The sequence below is a fragment of the Streptomyces kurssanovii genome (assembly GCF_040677245.1).
GTDB classification, from domain to species: domain Bacteria; phylum Actinomycetota; class Actinomycetes; order Streptomycetales; family Streptomycetaceae; genus Streptomyces; species Streptomyces kurssanovii.
Genome location: NZ_JBFAQK010000016.1, coordinates 117,098 through 136,905, shown reverse-complemented (window position 1 = coordinate 136,905; position 19,808 = coordinate 117,098). Strand labels below are relative to the sequence as shown.

Here is a 19,808-nt window from a genome sequence, read left to right as displayed (position 1 = left end):
TGGTTGCGGTTGGTGCGGCTCATCGGGATGGCGGCGCCGTCGGCGAGGGCGCCCTGTGCGGCCGCGGCCTTGGCGGGCGGCCCGCCGGCGGGCCGCCCCTTCCTCGTGCCGGTGCCGCTCGTGGTGTCAGACCACGTAGTCCGGGCTGACCTTGCGGAACTTGGTACGCAGCGCACCGTCCTCGTAGGCGAGGACATCGGTGACGAAGCAGCTCGGGCCGACCATCGGCTCCGAGACGCCGGGCCGGGTCTGCAGCACCACCGCGTAGTACTCGGTGCGCAGCGTGCCGTCGTCCTGGGGGAAGACCTGGAGCATGTTGAACCAGTGACGGCGCTGCACCGGGTCGGCGGCGTGCCGGGTGGTCTGGTACTCACGGATCGCCGCGGCGATCGCGGGACGCCCCACCAGCGGGTCGGCGCCCGGACGGTGGTCGAAGACACCGTCGCCGGTGAACGACGCGGCGAACTCCTCGGCCCGCATGGTGTCCAGGTGGCGCACCTGGCCGGCGTAGAACTGCTGCACCTGTGCGTACAGGGCGCTGATGTCGAGGTCGGTGGACGGGGCGGTCGCCACAGTGGTGGTCACGGGAATCTCCTGAGGTCAAGACGTCATGGATTGCGCGGTCACGGACCGCACGGCACGGTCCAGCACCTGCGCGGGGCTGGGCTGGGCGGCCATCTCCGCGCTCACCTCGGCCGCCGCGCCGGCGAACGCCGGTTCGGTGAGCAGCTGCTGGACCAGGGCGCGCAGCCGCGGCCCGTCCGCCTCGGCCGGATCGAGCATCAGACCGACCTTGCGGTCCACCACCCGGCGCGCCACCAGCGGATTGTCGGAACCGCCCGGCAGGATCAGTTGCGGCACCGCGTAGTGCAGAGCGGTCGCCATCGTGCCCGAGCCGCCGTGGTGCACCACCAGCGAGCAGGTGGCAAGGAACGTCGACAGCGGCAGGAAGCCCGCCACCCGCACGTTGCCCGGCAGTTCGCCGAGCTTGGACAGGTCCGTCGAGTGGTCGGCGAGGATCACCTCGACGTCCAGCTCGCCCAGCCCGCGCAGCAGCGACGCCAGCGCGCCGCCGTCCGACAGCAGCGGGGTGACCGTGCCCAGCGTCAGACAGATCCGCGGCCGCCGGGGGCGCACCAGCGCCCACGCGGGCAGTTCCACACCGCCGTTGAACGGCACGTAGCGCATCGGCCACCACGGCGTGCCGTCGCGGGCGTCCGGCTCGTCGTGCGCCAGGCCGCCCATGCTCGGCGCCCGCGGGTCGATCCGGGCGATCAGCTCCGGCTCACGGTCGCCGATGCCGAGCTCGGCACGCAGCGCGGCCACCACGGGGGAGTCGTCGGCGACGATGCCGCTGCGGTCGTTGTGACCGGAGGTGCCGGTCACCTCCGGATCGCGCATCGACCACGAGACCCGGTTGCCGACCTCCAGCGCCGGGATGCCCAGCGCCACGGCCGCCATCCGGCCGGCCTGATGGTCCGAGGTGTAGACGATCAGCTCGGCGCCGAAGTCGCGGCCCGCGGCGATCGTGCCGCCGGTGGAGGCGAGCGTGAACAGCTCGAACGGCTTGAGCCGCTTGGCGAGTTCCCAGTAGCCCGTGGGCAGGTCCGGGTCCTCGAAGTCGGCGGAGCCGGGCCCGGGGGCCTTGCCGGCGGCGGCGAGCATCAGGTCCGCGCCCACGTCCCGCCGCGGGAACACGTTCGCGATCGGCAGGCCCGACTCGGCGCCGACCTTCGTCATGTAGGCGGTGGTGGCCACCAGGATCTCGTGCCCGGCGGCCCGCGCCGCCCACACCAGCGGCACCAGCGGCAGCATCAGCCCGTAGCCGGGTGCCGCGGCGAACAGGATCCTCATGAGCGCACCACCATCGCCGAGTTGTAGCCGCCGTTGCCGCGGGCGACGACCAGCGCCGTCCGCAGCTCGGCCCGCCGCGGCCGGCCCGTCACCAGGTCCAGCCGGTAGTCGTCCGGCACGTCGGTGACGTGCGCGGTGGCCGGGATGACCTGGTCGCGCAGCGACAACAGCGCGGCGACGACGTCCAGCGGCGCGCCGCCCGCGTACAGCCGCCCCGTCAGCGCCTTGGGCACGCTCACCGGCACCCCTCGCGGCCCGAACACGGCGGCGAGCGCGTCGGCCTCGACACGGTCCAGCTCCGGCACGCCGCTCGCGTCCGCGAACACCACGTCCACCTCCTCGGGCGTGATCCGCGCGTCCTTCAGGGCGCCGCGGATCGCGGCGGCCAGCGCCGGCGGCCTGCCCGAGCCGGGCCGCGGGTCGAACGTGGCCGCGTGGCCGGCGAGTTCGCCGTAGACGCACGCGCCCTCACGTTCCCGGGCCGCCTGCGCGTCCTGAAGGATCAGGTACGCGCCGCCCTCGCCCGGCACGTAACCGCTCGCCGCCGCGTCGAAGGGCAGGAAGGCGCGCTGCGGGTCGCCGACCTCGCTGATCCGCCCGGTGGCCAGGTGCGACACCCAGCCCCACGGGTCGTAGGAGGACTCCACACCGCCCGCGATCGTCAACGGCGTGCCGCGGCGGATGGTGCGCCGCGCCAGCGCGAGCGCGTCGAGGCCGCCCGACTGATCGGCCACCAGCACACTGCCGGAGCCGCGCATGCCGTGACGGATCGATATCTGGCCGGTGTTCGCCGCGCAGAACCAGGCGAACGACTCGTACACGCTGACACTCTCGGGACCCTTGGTCCACAGCTTCTGGATCTCACGGTGGGTGAACTCGAAACCGCCGTGGGCGTTGGAGGAGATCACCCCCATGTCCAGGTCCGGCACGGACTCGAGGTCGATGCCCGAGTCCTCGATCGCCGCCTGTGCCGCCACCAGCGCCAGCCGGGTCACCCGGTCGGTCTGCGGCAAAAGCCGGCCCGGCAGCGCCTGCGCGGCCTTGAAGTCGCGGATCTGGCCGGCGAGAGAGGCCGGGTAGCCGCGGGCGTCGAACCGCTCGAGCGGGCCGATGCCGCTGCGCTGCTCCAGCGTCGCGGTCCAGAACTCCTCGGTGGACTGCCCGTTGGGGGCCATGACGCCGAGCCCGGTGAACACCACTGTCATCGCGTCGCTCCTTGCAGCCTGCGGACAACCATCGCGCTCTGGAACCCGCCGAAGCCGCTGCCGACGGTCAGCGCCGTGTCGACCCTGGCCTCACGCGCCGTCACCGGCACATAGTCGAGGTCGCACTCGGGGTCCTTCTCGTGCAGATTGGCCGTCGGCGGGATGACACCGTGCTCGATCGCCAGCGCACAGGCGGCGATCTCGATCGAACCGATGGCGCCGAGCGAGTGCCCGATCATCGACTTGATCGAGCTGACCGGCGTCGTGTACGCGTGCTCGCCCAGCGCCCGCTTGAACGCGCCCGTCTCGTGCAGGTCGTTCTGCCGGGTGCCCGAGCCGTGCGCGTTGATGTAGTCCAGACCGTCCCGCTCGACGCGGCCCTCGTCCATCGCCGCACCGATCGCCTCGGCCATCTCCCGGCCCTTGGGGCTCAGACCCGTCATGTGGTAGCCGTTGCAGCGGTTGGCGTACCCGGCGACCTCGCCGTAGATCTTCGCCCCGCGCCGCCGGGCGTGCTCCAGCTCCTCGAGGACGAACATGGCCGCCCCCTCGGCGATGACGAACCCGTTGCGGGTCGCGTCGAACGGGCGTGCCGCGGTGGCCGCGTCGTCGTTGCGGGGCGTGGTCGCCTTGATCGCGTCGAAGCAGGCGACCGCCAGCGGCGTGATCGCCGCCTCCGTCGCCCCCGCGAACACGACGTCCGCGCTGCCCTCGCTGATCAGCTGATGGGCGTTGCCGACGGCGTCGATGCCCGACGTGCAGCCCGTGGAGACGGTGTTGACCGGCCCTTCCGCGCGCACGTCCCAGCCGACCTCGGTGGCGATCGTCGCCGGCGTGAAGTAGTCGAACAGATGAGGGGACGCGTACGCGTGGTCGACCAGCCAGTTCCGGCCGGTGTCGGAGAGCACCAGGTACTCCCGCTCCAGGCTGGTGGCCGCGCCGATCGCCGTACCGACGCTCACCCCGGTCCGCGCCGGATCGGCGGCGTCGAGGTCCAGGCCGCTGTCGGCGAGCGCTTCGCGGGCGGTCACCAGCGCGAACTGCGAGGCCCGGTCGAGACGGCGGGTCTCACGGTGGCTCAGCCCGTGCGCCGCCGCGTCGAAGTCGACCTCGCCGGCGACCTGGGAGCGGAACTCGGACGGGTCGAAGGCGGCGATGCGGCGGGTCGCGGTGCGGCCCGACGTCATCAGGTCCCAGAACGCCTCCGTGCCGTCGCCGCCGGGGGCGAGGACCCCGATCCCCGTGATGACCGTCCGGCGCCGCCCGCTCATGCGGCGGCGACGGAACGCGAAAGCTCCGCCACGGTGTCGAGCAGGACCCGCGGAGTCTCCACGGTCGCGATGTCCTCGTCGGCGATCACCACACCGAACTCCTGCTTGATCCGGCCCGCGGTCTCCATCAGCGCCAGCGAGTCGTAACCGAGGTCGGCGAACGGGGTGTCCAGGATGTCCCCGTCCAGGCTCCCGGTCTCGTCCTCACCGGCGCACTCGACGAGGATCCTGCGGAGATCATCGATGGTCATGAAAATCTTCTCCCTCTCGTGAGCCGGCCCCGGTTGGCGGGGCGGCATACCTTCCGGACTCTGCGGCGAGGCGCTACAGGTCTGCTTGAGCGGCGGCGGACGCCGGCCAGGCGGGCACGTCGGTGAACTCCACGACCGCGGCCGACCAGGTGAAGCCACCGCCCACACCCAGCAGCAGCGCCCGCTCTCCCGCCCGCGCCCGCCCGCTCTCCACCAGATGCGTCAGACCCGCGAACTGGTCACCGGCCCCCAGATGCCCGATCCCGCGGCTCCAGGACCACAGGGTGCGCTCGGGGTCGATGCCGTAACGGCGGAAGAAGTTCACATCCAGACGGCGCCGGCCCAGGTGCGGCAGCACGAACCAGTCGATGTCCGCCTGCTGCGACTTGGCCTCCTCAAGGGCCCGCTCGATCGTCTCCGTCTGCGCGTTCGCCATCCGCGCGACCGACCGCTGCCCCTCCGGAGACCGCAGATACACCCGCGTCGTCGCCTCGAAGTCGACGGGGCAGCGCACCGCCAGCGGCGCGTCACCCGGCGGGTCATCGCCCCGGTGCATCTCCTCCAGCCCCGGCTCCGACACCAGCACCAGCGACACCAGACGGGCGAAACCCCGCCCGCGGGCCACGACCGTCGCCGTCGCCCCGTCCGCCAGGACCGTGCCCGGGTCGGTGCGCCAGCGGTCGATGCCCGGCGCGCAGAACCGGTCCGCCGTGGTGATCATCGCGGCGGGCGCCCCGGTGGCCGTCAGATGCGCGGCCGCCAGCTCGAGTGCGGCCATACCGCCGTTCGACGTCTGGCGCACCTCCATCGCCGGGCAGCGGTTGCCCACCCCCAGCCGCTGGACGTACGACGCCGGCGCCCACATGTCGTAGCCCTGGTGGTAGAGCGACGCGTGCAGCAGCAGCGCGATGTCGTCGGGCACCACACCCGAACGCCCCAGAGCCGTACGGGCCGCGGCGACCGCCATGTCCGGCGGGCTCTGCTCGCCCACCGTCACACCCGTGCTCTGCATCCGCCGCACGGACACCGCGTCGACCAGGCCACGGGCGACCGCCTCCTCGGCGGACATCACCGCCGGCAGCCGGGTGGCGCAGGCGCGCAGATAGACGTCGTCCCACCGCACCGTCGCATCCTCCCTGGGGTGATTCGCCGGGCAACCGGCACCGCCCGAGCCTCGCCCCGCACGATGGACCCCCCCTCGAGCCGCACTCGGGACAGGCACGGCCCCGGCCGGGGACTGGACCGGTCCTCGAGCGAACCTCCACGCGCCCACGGCAGGTTGACGCCGACCACCCGGACACCGCAGAAGGGCCCGCGCATGGACACCCTGCTCGACGCGCCCCGCGACGTGGTGCTGCTACTGCCCGGCCAGGGCGCGCAGTACCCGCGCATGGCCGCCGGACTCTACGACAGCGACCCGGTGTTCACCGACGCCGTCGACCGGTGCCTGGCCCTGTTCCCCGACGGCGACAGCCTGCGCGGCGACTGGCTCGCCGAGCACCCCGGCATCGGCATCGACGACGTACGCCGCGCCCAGCCGCTGCTGTTCACCCTCGACTACGCGCTCGGCCGCATGGTGCTCTCCTGGGGCGTACGCCCGGCCGCCCTGCTCGGCCACAGCGTCGGCGAACTCGCCGCGGCCACCCTGGCCGGAGTGTTCACCCTCGAGGACGCGGTGGCCGTCATGCACGACCGGGTCACCCGCATCGCCCCCACCGAACCGGGCGGGATGCTGACCGTCGCCGGCACCCCCGACGACGTACGCCCCTTCCTCGCCCGCCACCCCCAGATCGCGATCGGCGCACTCAACGCGCCCCGTCAGACCGTCCTCGCCGGCCTGAGCGCCCCCTTGCGGGCCATCGCGGCCGACCTGCGCACCGCCGGCATCACCACCCTGCCGGTCGCCGCCCACCACCCCTTCCACAGCCCGGTCCTCGCACCGCTGTTCAGGGATCTGACGCTGTACCGGCGGATCACCGCCCACCCGCCGCTCTTCCCGCTGTGGTCGGCCTTCACCCGCACCCGGCTGGAGGCGGACACCGTCGCCGACCCCGCCCTGTGGGCCGGCCACCCCGTCGCCCCCGTACACTTCTGGCCCACCCTCGACAAACTCCTGTCCACCGGACGCCACCTGCTGCTGGAGACCGGACCGGGCAAGGGCCTCACCACGATCGCCTGCCGCCACCGCTCCGTGAAACTCGGCCGCCACGCCGCCGCCGCGCTGCTGCCCGCCCGGCCCCGCACCCTTGACGGCGACCGGCTCCACAGCGACCGCGCCCGCGAACTGCTGCACACCACCACGGCCCTGGCCCCCCAGCCGGCCTGACGGCCGCCCCGCCCACCAGAAGGACACCGCTCATGCGCCTGGCAGTGAACCTCCCCTACCAGGGGGCCGGCGAACTGGCCCGCGAGGCCGAACGCCTCGACTACGACATCGCGTTCGCCGCCGAAGGCCTCAAATCCGATGCCGTCAGCGTCCTGGGCCTGGCCGCCGGCCTGACCAGCCGCATCGCGCTCGCCTCCGGCATCATGCAGATCCCCGCCCGCCCCCCCGGCGCCGCGGCCCTGTCCGCCGCCACCCTCCACGCCCTGAGCGGCGGCCGTTTCCGTCTCGGCCTCGGCGTGTCCAACCCGCACGTCTCCGACGGCTGGTACGGAGTCGACTTCGCCCACCCCCTGGGCCGCACCCGCGAATACGTCGACATCGTCCGCCGCGCCCTGGCCGGCGGCCCCGTCCGCTACGACGGCACCCACTTCCGGCTGCCCGCCCACGGCCTCGGCGGAGCCCCGCTGACCATCCTCACCGAACGCCCCGACACCCCCATCCCCGTCTACCTCGGCGCGGTCGGCCCGCAGAGCCTGCGCCTGGCGGGGGAGATCGCCGACGGCTGGGTCAGCGGCTTCACCACCCCGCAGCTCGTCGCCGACTCCGTCACCCGGCTCACCGCCGGCCGCGAACGCGCCGGACGGACCCTCGACGGCTTCGAGGTCATCCCCTACACGGCCGTGTCCGTCGCCGACGACCTCGCGCAGGCCGCCGCGCCCCTGCGCGTGCACTACACCGGGCTGCTCGCCATCGGCGGCGCCGACAACTTCTACTGCCGGCTCGCCCGCAGCATGGGCTTCGACGCCGGCATCGACGCCTTCCAGGACCGCCTGGCCGCCGGCGACCGTCCCGGCGCCGCCGCCGCGATCCCGCTGGACTTCATCGACGCGACCGCCCTGCTCGGCCCCGTCGGCCGCATCGCGGACCGCATGCACGCCTGGGCGGAGGCCGGCGTCACCACCCTGAGCGTCCTCGTCTCCGCGAACGACACACCCCTCGAGGCGCGCAAACACACCCTGGCCGCCGCGGCCGAGGCCCTGGAGAAGGCGGGCCTGCGCACCTGAGCCCCCCGACACCCCTGCCCCGGACCCCCTGCCGGGGCGGGGGCACATGCGCCCGCCCCGGCGCACCGGGACCACCCGGGAGTGCCCGCCGGCCGCCGTCCGGACGGCGGACTTCCACCCGCCGGGACGGGACGGGTCGTCTTCCTCGTCCCCCCGCCGCACCGGTGGGCGGCGCGATCGTTCCGGAGGGAACCGGCACCAGGCGCCGGCCGGCAGGTCGAGGCCTAGTCCTCGTCCAGCACGTCGAAGCGCAGGCCGCTCGAGCCGCCGCCGAAGCCGCTCACCTTGCGGCGCGTGGTCCAGGAATGCGGCGCACCGTCCTGCCAGCGGGTGAACTGGCGCGCGCGCTCGACCCGGACGCCGGAGCGCGGCACCTCCTCCTCGAACAGCCGGTCCGTCTCGTTCAGAAGCCGGCCCAACGGCACCTGGGGGATGGACTCGTCGCGGACCAGACCGGCGAGGCGGAAGCGGTTCGACTCCTGATCGGCGGCCAGCACCTGTGGCACCAACGGGTACCAGTGCGCCGGGACCTCGGTCGCCACCAGATAGCGCGGCGCGGCACCGGGCTCGGGTGCCGGACGCGGCCGGGCGGCGGTCGTCCAGCGCTCGTGACGGTCGACCCGCTCATCGGCACGGTCGGCGACGGACTCCTCCACGGCCCAGGCGAGATTGGCCTGTTCGTCGCGCAGCAGCACCACCGACTCCACCGGAGGGCTCTCCAGCCCACCCGGCAGCGAGGCGGGCCGGTACATCCAGGGCGAGGGCGGCGCGGACATGCCGGGGGTGCGGGACGCGTGGGCCGTGTCCCCCAGACCGTAGAGGTTCCAGCTCACGCCGTCCTCGGCGGTGGCGTGGAACAGGGGCGTCGTGTCACCGAACACGTCGGTGACGGTGCAGTCCACGACCCGGCTCAACGAACCGACGACCAGCGGCAGCGGGATGCAGAACCAGTCGCTGTTGTACACCGTGGCGAACGCGACGAGCATCAGCCGCCCCAGGTCGGCGGGGGACGCGTCGACGGAGCCGAAGTCGATGCGGGCGTCCTCCATCTCCCAGAAACGTGACACCGGCATGCCGCCGTACACCGCGGGCGTCGGGATGATCCTGCGCCCTTCCCGCCTTATCGCGCTCTCGTCGACGGCGAGTTGGGTGTCCCGGGCGTCCACGGCCCACCAGTCGAGGTGACCGCCGTGGTACTCCTCGGCACGCAGCTCGAGGCCCGGCAGGCTCGAGGCGGACACCTCGAAGGCGTACTCGAGCCGTTCGGCGTTCCACGCCTCGGGCGGCGTGGACGCCTCGGCCTGCTCCACCACCGGCACGCGCGCCTGCCACCAGGACAGCCAGGCGGTGGCCGCGGTGGCCAGGGCGTCACGGACCGCGTCCGTTTCGGGAGCGTCGAACTCCTTGGCGGCCGTCTCGTCGCGCTCGGCGAGGCGCGCCAGCCAGGGGGCGAGGGCGACCGGGTCGGGGAGCCGGTCGCGGACGGCCGCGGCCAGGCCCGTCGGGGCGAGCGGGCCCTCGGAGTCGAAGGGGCAGACCCGGGCGAAGGACGGCAGCAGGGCGACGAGTCCGGCGGCAGCCAGCGCCCGGCGCCAGCGCAGCGCGCCCTCCGTCAGCAGCCGGGCGTCGGGACCTTCCACGGGCTCCTGTTCGACCAGCGCCTCCAGCACCGTCGTGGCCGGGTCGTACGGCCGCCACTCGGCGTCGACCTCGGCGTCGACCTCGGCGTCGGCGCCGCTGCGCCACTGGTCCAGCCGGTGGGTCTCCTGGGCGACCGAGACCGACACCGGGGAAGCGGCGTCCTCCCCCCGGAACTCCCCGAACCCGTACTGACGGGCGAGGAACCACGCGGCGTCGGCGGTCCGGGCGGCGAGTGCCTCCTCCATACCGGTGTCACGCGGCACGGGCTCGTACCTGAACATAGTGCTCATAGCGGCAACATTCCATGTTCCGGCCTCAACCACTGCACGGGCAGCAGCCCGCGCAGCGCGAAGAGGTCATTGAGGTCCATGCCGCGCAGCCGGGCCAGCGCGAACGTCTCCTCGACGACGGCATGGACGTCCTGCATCCGCCAGCCGCGCGCGGGATCGGGCGGCAGGGCCAGCAGCAGTGCCTGCGGGGCCCGGGCGTCGGGCTGGTTGTAGTGGAAGGCGAGCCCGCCCAGTTCCTCCTGCTCACCGGGGTCACCTCTGGCGGGCTCGGGCACCGTCTCGGTCCAGGCGTCCACGACCAGCCCGGCGATCTGACCCGGATCGGCCGCGCCGTCGGCACGCAGCACCGCACAGTGGTGCGGGGCGGGGTGGCTGCCGGACGGTACGGGCGCCGGGCCGCGCGCGATCCACTGTTGCCCGGCGGGCACTTGGGCCACGACGGCGCTGCACGGTCCTGTGCCGGCGAGCGTCTCGGCGGCCGCCAGCGCGTCACCGAGGACGCGCGCCTGTGGCCTGACCCGTTCCATCTCCAGCAGCCAGTCCGCGACCGCTTCCTCGTCGGCGCCCTGCGGGGCGGGACCGGTCAGCGCGCTCGCGGCGGTGCTGCCGTTCAGGCGGAGCACGGGCAGGACGGGCAGCGCCCGGCCGAACACCGAGGAGATCGCCGCACGAAGTTGTGTCACCCACTCCAGCACCGCCGACGGCTCCTGCGGCGGCGGTCCCGGCAGCGGGGACAGTGGCTCGGCCCGGAAGCGGCCGAGTACCGCGCGCGCCTGCTCGCCCAGCGCGTCCACCTGCTCGGCACCCGACATCGGCAAGGCGTCGGGTATCCCGAGGCCGGCGAGGACCTCCAGCCTGCGCACCACCTCGTCCGCCGCCTCCGGCAACTCCTCGGAATCTTCGTCCAGTCCGGCGAGCGCGGAGGTGACCGCCTCGTGCCAGGCGGTGATCCGGCCCGCCAGCTCCGGCAGGTCGGCGGACGACCAGTCGGCGCCCGCGGCGGTGTCCAGGTCGGTGACGAGCAGCGGCCGGCCGGCGGCCAGCACATCGGCCAGCGCACGGCACAGCAGCTGAAGTTCGGCGAACCGCGCCGCTCCGGCCTCCGTGACCTGCACGCCCGTGGGCGCCTTGCGCAGGAGCCGCCGCGCCAGGGTGGCGTCGGGATCGCCCAGGGCGGCGGACGCCTGGTCCGCCCGGTTGCCGAAGAGCCCGGCGCCCAGCACCACTTCCAGCGCGCAGACTCCGAGGTCGGCCAGGCCGACCGGGGTGGGCGAGTCCGGGTCGCCGAAGGCGAAGCTCCAGCCCGAGGCAGGCCCCAGGCAGGTCTGGCACCACCGTTCCAGGGCGGGGTCGAGTGCGGCCAGCGGCCGGTCCGCCGCCCAGCCGTCCGTGCCGGTCGCGGGGGCGAGCAGGCCCAGGCGGTGGGTGACGTCGACGGCGGCGCGCGGGGTGCGCAGCACCTCGAATTCCTGGGGGAGGTTGTCGCCGTGCGAGATGCCGTCGGCGGCCTGGCCGGCGCGCATCGGGTTGCCCCCGACGAGGTGGTGCACGCTCTCGGCGAGCAGCAGGTCGCCGACGGCGTCGACGGTGGCCTCCAGGTCGTTCACCAGCGGCAGGGCCTGGTCGAGCAGGGGCAGGAGATCGGCGGAGAGATGCGAGGTGAGGGAGTCCAGGTCCTGGAGCGTGCGGCCGTGCGCCGTGAAGTCGGCGACGAGCGCCTGGCCGTCGACGACGTCCCGGGCGGCCGTCGCCGTACGGGCCTCCTCGCTGCCCGGCGCGTCAGGCTCGGCCGGGTGCGGTGTGGGATAGCCGGTGCGGAACGCGTTGATCAGCCGATCCAGATGGGCGTCGTGCAGGGCGCGCTCGAGCCGGTAGCCCAGCAGCGCGCCGAGGGGCTGCCCGGACCGGATGCCGTCCACCACGGCGAGCGCCTTGCGTACGCGGCTCGCCGTGAGGTCGATGCAGAACGCCTGGTCGTCGGCGTGGCTGAGCCAGCCTGAGCGCAGGACGGCGGCGGTGGTGGCCTGGTGCATGGAGGGGGCCACGAGATAGCCGTCGCTGTCCTGCCCGGGTGCCGGGGCTTCTCCCGAGTCGTTTTCGGAGCCGTCCCCGGTGTCGGCGGGAATCTCTCCGATGAGCCAGGCCTGCCGGGCCTCTTCGTCCTGCGGGACCTCGTCCTCGCCCTCCGGAGCCTGCTCCCCACTCCCCTCGGGGGCCTGCTCTTCACCACCTTCCGGGGCCTGCTCCCCGCCTTCCTGGCTCTCGCCGTCGACCGTCCCGTCGTCGACCGTCCCGTCGTCCACCGTCCCGTCGTCCTCCGGGTCGGTCGGCACGCTCGGCGGTTCCCAGCCCCGGGGATGCAGATCGGTGACCCAGCCGTACGCGCCGAGGTGGGTGCCTTCGGGGCGGTCGCGGCGCAGCCGGTCGAGCCGGGCCGAGGCGACGGACGTGATCCACGCGTCCAGGCGGTGGGACTGGGTGTCCAGCACCTCGCAGAGCAGCCGCTCCAGCCGCGGCAGGTCACCGTAGGCCAGACCTTCGGCGACGGCGAGCTGATCGATGGCCGTGGCCGCCCAGTCGAAGAGGTCGGGAACCGTGCCGTCGGAGACCGTCAGCCGATCGTCCAGCAGGCTCACGACGGAGTCCAGCGCGCCGCCGGACTGTGCTCGCTGGTCCAGCCGCTGGTAGTACATGTACAGGACGATGCCGGCGAAGTGGTACCAGAGCCCCAGACGGCCCTCGCGCAGTCCTTTGAAGGCAGGGGCCAGGTCGAACATCCGCTGGAGGACCTCCGGCGGGACGTCGCCTTGCTGGGATCGCGCCTGGCCGATCTCGCGCAGGACACCGAAGAGCGTGACGAGCGGTCCGGCGTTCAACAGCTCCTGGAGTTCCGGCGTGGCCTCGGTGGTGACGGAGAACTCCAGAGGAAAGGGCGGGATCGCCGTGTCGGGTGGATCCAGCCAGGCGAAATTGCTCTTGTTGGGGACGCCGACCGGGGTGTCGGGCACGGGCAGGAAGGGCGGGTCGACAGGCACCTGCTGCACAAAACGCACACGGCGGGAGGCGGGCAGCCGGTGCAGCAGTTCGTTGATGACCTCATCGGCGTTGCCCCACCGGCCGACGCTCGGCGAACGCGAGGACTGCAACTCCGCGAAGCTCCGGAAAGCCTGTATGTGGTCGAGGATCCGCAGGTCGACCTCGGTGCCGCGCCACAGGTCGAGCGAGGTGACGGGCAGGATGCCGTACGGCTGCCGGCCGACGCGCAGTGTGGGCAACTGGCCCCGGGCGCGCACGTGGTCGATGAAGTGCGAGACGAGGAAGGTCAGGTCGACGGGGGCCTCGGCATCGTAGTCCCGCCATCTGGTGGATGCGGCGGCCATGGCGCCGATCGCCGCGTGCAGTTGGGTCAGCAGGTCGTGGTCGTCGATGTCGAGCCCGTCGGCGGTCTCGGCCAGTACACGTCCGGCGGCAGGACCGAGGGCCAGGGTGGTCCGGGCGGCGGCCTGGGGATCTCCGGGGGCGAGGTCGCCGAGGGCGATGCGCTGGGCGTCGGCCTCCTCGGGGGCCGGCGGGGGCATGCGGGTGCGCCAGGCGGACCTGGTGGCCTCGGTGTTGTTGGTGGGTGTGCCGGTGGGCAGCACGGCCAGGCCGTCGGTGCAACGGTGGGCATCCAGCAGGGTGCCGACCAGCTCCGCGGTGTGCTCCGAGGTCCCGCCCCGCACCCCGGTGACGGTGACCAGTGCGAAGTCGGGCCGCATCTCGCCCTCGATGAGAACCTTGACGCCCATTCCCACGCGCACGGCCTCGTCGAAGTCACTCAGCCAGGCGGGAGGCACGGGGGAGTCCTGGCCGGGACCGACGTCGAGCACCTCGGGGACGGGCGCGCCCTCCTCCCGCCAGACCAGCTCGAGCTGCCGGTTGTCATCGGCCTCGGAGTAGCCGGAGAACACCAGCCGGTCGGGCAGCACGTAGCTGCGCGCCGGCTGGGTCCAGGTGTCCTCGCGCATCTGCGGCTGCGCCGCCCACGGCTCGGGTGACGGCCCGATGGCGCCGACCGGGGTCTCCGTGTCCGGCGGCTCCGGCCGGCTGGGCCGTAGCGCCTTCACCGCCCAGACGGCGCGTCCGGGGCCGATCGCGGCGACGAGCTGCGTCCAGGCGCTCTGGCGGCGCTCGTAGTGGGGACCCGCGGCCCACACCTCGTGCCAGTACGCCTCGGTGGCGGCGCGCTCGGCCGCGGTGAGGGTGGGATCGTGGGAGTCGATGTCGATGTCGTCGGGGTAGGCGCGGATCAGCAGCTCCAGGGCGGCCTCACCCGCGTTGCGGTACACCGTTTCCAGGCGGAGCGGGAGGAGAAGCAGCGGATCGGCGCCGCTGTCGTCCCACAGCTGCGGCTCCGCGGAGGCCAGTTCGGCGTAGGCCTCGCGAGCGGCGTCGTGGCGCCTCTCCTGCGCGGCTGCATCGTTGTGCGCCGCGTCGACCGGTTCTGTCCCCAGATCGGGATCTCCGGCCAGCATGCGCTTGAGGCACATGGCCAGTTCCGCGCGGGACCGGTCCCGGGCCATCCGGGCGTCACGGACCTCCTGATGGGCCCGTGCCGCGTCCAGGTTGACGCTCATCACGGTTCTCCGATCAGTTTGCGGGCCGACATGAGGACCCGGAAGGGCCGTTGCAGGGACACCATCGCCACCGTGGCGGCGTTCCACCGGTCCGGAGCATGTTCCTTCGCAGGTACGTCGGGCATCACGGAGAGGTCGGCGAAGCCGCCTTCCGGGACCTGCCAGGTGAGGTCCGACCAGTGCTGGTACGGCGGCGGGGGCGGCGGGGGCGGCACGGGGATGTCGAACCCGAACCGCATCCGGTAGCTGTTCTCGGCGAGCACGAACCACCAGTCGTGGATGTCCTCGTCCAGCACGAAGGTGTAGGCGACTGTCCGCTCGTCCAGGGTGAGCACCATCTTCGGGTGCTGCCACGTGCCCTCCGCCAGGTTCTCGGATTCGCTCACCGCCGACGCGGGCACGGCGGCGACGATCAGGTTCGGGTACCGGCGCACGAGGCGTCCCCGGATGAGCAGGACGTCGACCTCGCCGGCGTCCAGTGCGAGCTGGGCGCCCAGTCCCTGCTCCCGTGCCCAGCTGTGCACCGGCGGGACGTCCGGTGCGCCGTCCGGACGCGGCCAGAAGTGCGTGAAGGGGCTGCCGCGCAGGTCGGTGGGGTACTCGCGCCAGCGCATCTCACGGTTCATCTCGTCGTTCACGCCGACCATGAAGGAGGCGATGAAGGGTGCGTTGGCCTGGAGCAGCACGGCCCGGTCGTCGGGGATCGTCGCCGAGCCGGGCAGGAACCAGTCGGGGGCGTCCTTCTGGAGGGCCAGGGCCATGGGTGCGGTGAAGTCGGGGGCGGCCATGATGGGTTCGCCCGGTGCCTCGGGCAGGGTGTAGGCGTCCTCCGACAGGACGGCGATCCGGCTGCCGAGCCGGTCCGAGAGCAGCCGGCCGGGGTCGAGGGCCTGGGCGAGGCGGTCGCGCATCCCGTCCGCGGCGACGGGCACGCCGAACTCCAGGATGTGCGTGGCGGGATCGTCGGTCATCGACACGTCCGGCGCCAGGGCGGTGTCGGGCTCGGTCAGCGTCATGACGGTGTCCGGGGGACGCTCGGCGAAGGCCGGGGACACGTCGCCGACCAGGTTCGCCGGGTCGGCGACGGACAGGGCACGGAACAGCCGTGTCGCCCCGGTGAGAGGCTCCTCCTCCGGCTCGGGGGCTACGGCGAGGGTGGTGGCCGGGCGGTCCAGGAGCGCGGTGATCGCGCTCGCCTGCGTGTCGAAGCCGTTGGCCAGGGCCGAGGGGGCCATGGCCGACAGAAGCCTGATCCGCTCGGCGTCGCGCAGCTCTCCGGTGGTGCGCACCGCGTTGTTCACCGTGGCGTTGAGTTCGTGCGCGTCCTCCCCTTCCGTCGGCTCCGGCTGCGTCGGCCGTGTCACCAGCGCCGTCGGCAGCGGCGGCAGCAGCTCGCCGCTGAGCGTGCGCCGGGCGTACGACTCACCGTCGAGGCCCGCGTGCCGGGCCAGCGGTCCACGGCGACGGAGCAGCCGCCGCAGCACGGGCGCGACCAGCTCGTTCGGGGCGGGGCTGACCGTGACCTCCGTCTTCAGTGGCAGCCCGCTGTCGGTGCGGACACGGTCGCGTACGGGGGCGGCGAACCCGAGGGTTTCGTCCGGCGCGAGCGTCTGCACGTTCCGGCGGTGCACGGACCCGGACACCTCGGCGCAGAACGCCGTGCGGTTGCGCAGCCGGTTGGCGTCGCGGACGGCACCGATCTGGTCCCATGCCCTGGCCATCAGCCATTCCTGGTTGTCCCGCACCCAACCGGTGCCCAGGGAGGCCGCGATCCGGGTCTCAGGACCGAGATTGAGCTCCTCGATCCACCCCTCCTCACGGTCGTCGATCCGGTCGCGCACGGCCGGATGGCCGCCGTACAGGGGCGGGGCGACGACGTCCTCCCTGCCCCGGTCGATGTACACGGCGACCCGCTCGGCGAAGTCGACCAGGGCGGTCCCTGCCTCTTCCGTGGGAGTGTCGACCAGCTGGAGCGCGCCCTGCACGGTGATGGTCTGCCGGGTACCGGGCGGCCCGTCGGAGGCGAGCGGTTCGTCGTACAGCCAGGGCTCGGTGATGTCGACGGTCCGCCCCGCCAGCAGGGCGCTCTCGTCGGGCGACAACGGGACGACGGCGGTGGCGAGTTGCTCGAAGTCGACCGGCGCGCCGGTGCGGAACGGCCAGCTGTAGTACACGGGCAGCCGGACGGCGCCCTGGCCCGGCCACCAGGCGTCGCCGTGGGGTTCGGCCTCGGTGAGACCGCCGGTGAGCCCCGCCACGACCCCGCCCTGGAAGGCCGGCACCACACAGGCCGTGTAGTCGGTGTCCGACTTCAGGCGCAGAGGACACAGCAGCCGTGAGATCAGCGGCTCCGACCGGCCCGCCGGGCGCTGCACGTGGGCCCACTGCCACGACTGTCCCAGCGACGGCAGGGCGGCGGTGTCCACGTCCACGAACGGCAGCGTGCGGCCGCTCTGCAGCGGGTGCCCGGCGGTCTCCAGGGCGGCCAGGACCAGCCAGGGCCGCAGCTTGTCGCCGTCGGGGCGGGCGGGCGTGAACAGCCACGGCAGTTCGGGCGCGTCGAACTCGATGCAGGCCATGTAGTTCGGCTCGGCGTCCTGGAGGCCGGCCGGCGGATCGACCCGTACGACGCGCCGGGTGTCGATCCCGATGACGCCTTCCGGGCCGAGCATCCGCAGGTCCCCGAGCGGCGGCCGTACCGTCACCTCCTGGTCGGGCCCGACAAGCGTGAGTTGGGGGCTGATCAGGGCCGGCCCGTCGGGCACGGTGCTGCTGAGCGCCGCTCCGACGGAGCTCTGCATGAAGGGGGCGAACTCCAGTTCCTCGGCCATCAGTTGTTCACCTCCCAGGCCTCGACGGCCCGTACGCCGGCCAGCGGGCCGCATCGCCGCTGCAGCTCCGCGTCCGTGGCCGTCGGCCTGGCCGCCGTCTCGACGGGGGCCATGGACCAGGTCGACACCGCGGCGATCGGCGTCCGGTCGGCGACGAGCAGGGTGAGTTCGGTCTGCCACCAGCGCGGGTCCCGTACGGAGGTCGCGACGGCGATGTCCTCCGCGCCCGCGAGGGCCGCGATCCGCAGGAACCGCAGCAGGTCCAGGGAGCGCAGTGGCTTCGGGTCCGGGACGACCTTCGTCTCCCAGTTCAGCGTGGCCTTGACGAACGCGTCGTTCTCCGGCTCGGAGATGTCGCCCGCGAAGCGCCTGCCCGAGCGGTAGGTCTCGTACGCGGGGCAGGTCAGCTGCTCGTCGTCGCTGAGTTTGCGGAACAGGCCCGGGGCGAAGGGGTCCGTGGTCGGTCCGTCGTCGGCGTCCGTTCCGCCGAGGGTGGACGAGCCGATGTCCCAGTTCTCGGCGGGGTCGACCGCCGACGGGCCGTAGCGTTCGATGGCGACCCCGAAGGGCAGGACACGCTGCCGGGCGACGATGGTGCCGTGCGGATGGACCAGACTGCCGTCGCCGATCTTCCGGTTGGCGGCCGGGGACAGCAGCACGGGCAGGTACTCGCCCTTGGCGGGCGGCATCGCGCTCCACGCCTCCGGGCGGGCGAACGCCTTCTCGAGCCTGCCGCGCAGGTCCGCGGGCTCGGCCGGCAGGGCGGGCGGGGGATTGCCCCAGCGCTCGTCGAAGTCGAAGGAGGCGCTGAACAGGAACAGGTCGATGCTGCCGCGCCCGACCGCGTGCCAGGGCGCGGGCCCTTCCAGGGTGAGTGAGAAGGCGATGCCCAGCAGCGTCTCGCCGAACACCTCGACGGAGAGCGAGCCGCGCATGTCGGCGGTGAACGACAGGGTCGGTTCCCGGCGGATCAGTACGTCGAGTCCGAACTGACCGCGCAGCCCGCAGCCGGCGATCTCGGCGACCAGCGAGAGCCGGGCCCCGAACTGAAGGGTGTTGCTGGTGATCGCGAAGTACGCCTGGCACTGCAGCTGGATCCACGGCACCGGGGAGAGGTTCATGGTCAGCCGGTGCAGCGACGGGACGCCGCGCGGGATCGGGTACGCCGGGTGGAAGCCGCCGGCGCTGAGGACGAACACCGGGTCGGGGCCGCCCCGGCTCAGCAGCAGGACGTCCCCCTCGAGCGGCACTCCCGCCATGTGCGAGCCGGTGAGGCTCGCCATCAGAAACGCGCTGGGCTCGGCGCTGTCGTACTGCCCGGCGAAGGTGGCCTTGAGATGGATCAGCGGCACCGCCGGGTCCGGCACCGCGACACGCAGCACGCCGAGCAGGGACAGCCGTACCGGGTCGGGCAGCTCGGCCACGACGGCCGCGGACAAGGAGACGATCCGCCCGGCCCAGGAGACCTGGAACATCGGCCCGACGACGGCGCGCCCGGGTGCGGTCGGGAACAGCGCCGGCAGCCGGGGCACGACGCGCTGTGCCGCGGCCACGGGGTCCGGCGGAAACAGCAGTTCACCGGCCGTGCCGTCGGCGATGGCGGCGATCAGGGCGTCCTGGCTCACCGCCTTGTTGATGCCGACCACGCCGCCGACGCCGCTGAGCGAGAAGCCGAGGCCGAGCTGGAGGCCGGGCGGGGGGAAGACGGCGCCGATCAACGCGACGAACGCCGGGCCGCCCGGTGCCGCCAGGTCCAGTTGCCCGAAGGCGGTCACCGTCGTGGTCGGCACGGCCGCACTCAGCACACCGGAGTACGAGTCGGGCTGCCGGCGTTCCAGCCGGCCCCGCAGCCGCACCGGGGGCAGTGAGGTGTCGATGTCGAGTTTCGTCGGGTCGGCCGCCAGCCGCGCCAGATCGAGTCCGAAGACGCCGCCCATGTCGCACCTCGCTCCAGGTCATTGCGGTTTCACACGGTTGCTCTGTCGGCTCCCTCCTTCCGAAGGAGAGGCGTGCCGCCCACGATCCCGGGTAGGGCAGCCCGGGCGCGGCGGCGTCGATGTGCTCTGTTTCCAGTGCACGCCTGCCTCGATGTGTGGGGGCCCAGGACCGTGATGACGTGCCGGCGGTCGATGAGAGAGCCGCGGGCGTTCAGGAGCCACTCGAGGGGAATCCCATAGCCCAGGCCGATCAGGGCGAACCGCACCGCTGTGACAGGCCCGCACTGGTGGCCGTGGCTCAGACAGGCGGTCGTATCCGCCGCACGGATGCGCTCGAGAACGGGCTCGTCGCGGATGCGCGCGGAGGAAAGCAACGCCATGACGGACTCCTTCCCGGCCCGCAGGGCAGCCCCTTCCATTATCGATCCGTAGCCGTCCACAGGCATGTCGTGCCCGCCGTCGTTCCGGCCGCGCAGCGCGCCGGTTTCCTGTCGGCAGGAAGGCCTGGACGCTCATATACCG

At 73.1% G+C, this 19,808-nt stretch carries 12 protein-coding genes; 2 read left to right on the top strand and 10 right to left on the bottom strand.

Annotated features, from left to right (window positions below; translation table 11 throughout):
- Positions 1-126: 126 nt before the first annotated feature.
- The 6 genes from AB0K36_RS14745 to AB0K36_RS14720 all read right to left on the bottom strand — a co-directional run bounded on the left by AB0K36_RS14745 (position 127) and on the right by AB0K36_RS14720 (position 5,704).
- Positions 127-585: a nuclear transport factor 2 family protein gene (locus AB0K36_RS14745; RefSeq protein WP_364593304.1), complete on the bottom strand. Its 459-nt coding sequence runs from the start codon at positions 583-585 to the stop codon at positions 127-129.
- 15 nt (positions 586-600) lie between these two features.
- Positions 601-1,854 carry a glycosyltransferase gene (locus AB0K36_RS14740; RefSeq protein WP_364593301.1) on the bottom strand — a complete coding sequence of 418 codons (1,254 nt, stop codon included), beginning with the start codon at positions 1,852-1,854 and terminating at the stop codon, positions 601-603.
- Positions 1,851-3,059, bottom strand: coding sequence for a ketosynthase chain-length factor (locus tag AB0K36_RS14735; RefSeq protein WP_364593298.1), 1,209 nt, complete (start codon positions 3,057-3,059; stop codon positions 1,851-1,853). The genes AB0K36_RS14740 and AB0K36_RS14735 overlap by 4 nt, the downstream gene beginning before the upstream one ends.
- Positions 3,056-4,330, bottom strand: a complete 1,275-nt coding sequence (locus tag AB0K36_RS14730; protein ID WP_364593295.1) for a beta-ketoacyl-[acyl-carrier-protein] synthase family protein — start codon at positions 4,328-4,330, stop codon at positions 3,056-3,058. Before AB0K36_RS14730 ends, AB0K36_RS14735 begins: the two co-directional genes overlap by 4 nt.
- Positions 4,327-4,581 (bottom strand): acyl carrier protein, encoded by a 255-nt coding sequence (locus tag AB0K36_RS14725; protein ID WP_005321667.1) that lies wholly within the window; start codon positions 4,579-4,581, stop codon positions 4,327-4,329. The genes AB0K36_RS14730 and AB0K36_RS14725 overlap by 4 nt, the downstream gene beginning before the upstream one ends.
- A gap of 73 nt (positions 4,582-4,654) precedes the next feature.
- A complete protein-coding gene (locus AB0K36_RS14720) occupies positions 4,655-5,704 on the bottom strand; it encodes a ketoacyl-ACP synthase III family protein (protein WP_364593292.1) in 1,050 nt (349 codons plus the stop codon).
- Positions 5,705-5,899: 195 nt separating this feature from the next.
- Here AB0K36_RS14720 and AB0K36_RS14715 point away from each other — a divergent pair, with 195 nt between their 5' ends.
- Both AB0K36_RS14715 and AB0K36_RS14710 read left to right on the top strand, forming a co-directional pair.
- A complete protein-coding gene (locus AB0K36_RS14715) occupies positions 5,900-6,907 on the top strand; it encodes an acyltransferase domain-containing protein (RefSeq protein ID WP_364593289.1) in 1,008 nt (335 codons plus the stop codon).
- A 32-nt stretch (positions 6,908-6,939) separates the two neighbouring features.
- Positions 6,940-7,971 (top strand): LLM class flavin-dependent oxidoreductase, encoded by a 1,032-nt coding sequence (locus tag AB0K36_RS14710; RefSeq protein WP_364593286.1) that lies wholly within the window; start codon positions 6,940-6,942, stop codon positions 7,969-7,971.
- A gap of 224 nt (positions 7,972-8,195) precedes the next feature.
- Here AB0K36_RS14710 and AB0K36_RS14705 read toward each other — a convergent pair whose 3' ends face one another.
- From AB0K36_RS14705 to AB0K36_RS14690, 4 genes are read right to left on the bottom strand one after another with little or no spacing between them, the layout of a single operon-like run.
- A complete protein-coding gene (locus tag AB0K36_RS14705) occupies positions 8,196-9,902 on the bottom strand; it encodes a hypothetical protein (protein ID WP_364593283.1) in 1,707 nt (568 codons plus the stop codon).
- Entirely contained in the window at positions 9,899-14,518 is a 4,620-nt protein-coding gene (locus AB0K36_RS14700) for a hypothetical protein (protein ID WP_364593280.1), read from the bottom strand. Before AB0K36_RS14700 ends, AB0K36_RS14705 begins: the two co-directional genes overlap by 4 nt.
- A complete protein-coding gene (locus tag AB0K36_RS14695; RefSeq protein WP_364593278.1) occupies positions 14,518-17,349 on the bottom strand; it encodes a hypothetical protein in 2,832 nt (943 codons plus the stop codon). The genes AB0K36_RS14700 and AB0K36_RS14695 overlap by 1 nt, the downstream gene beginning before the upstream one ends.
- Positions 17,349-19,286, bottom strand: coding sequence for a DUF6603 domain-containing protein (locus tag AB0K36_RS14690; protein WP_364593275.1), 1,938 nt, complete (start codon positions 19,284-19,286; stop codon positions 17,349-17,351). The genes AB0K36_RS14695 and AB0K36_RS14690 overlap by 1 nt, the downstream gene beginning before the upstream one ends.
- Between the last annotated feature and the right edge of the window lie 522 nt (positions 19,287-19,808).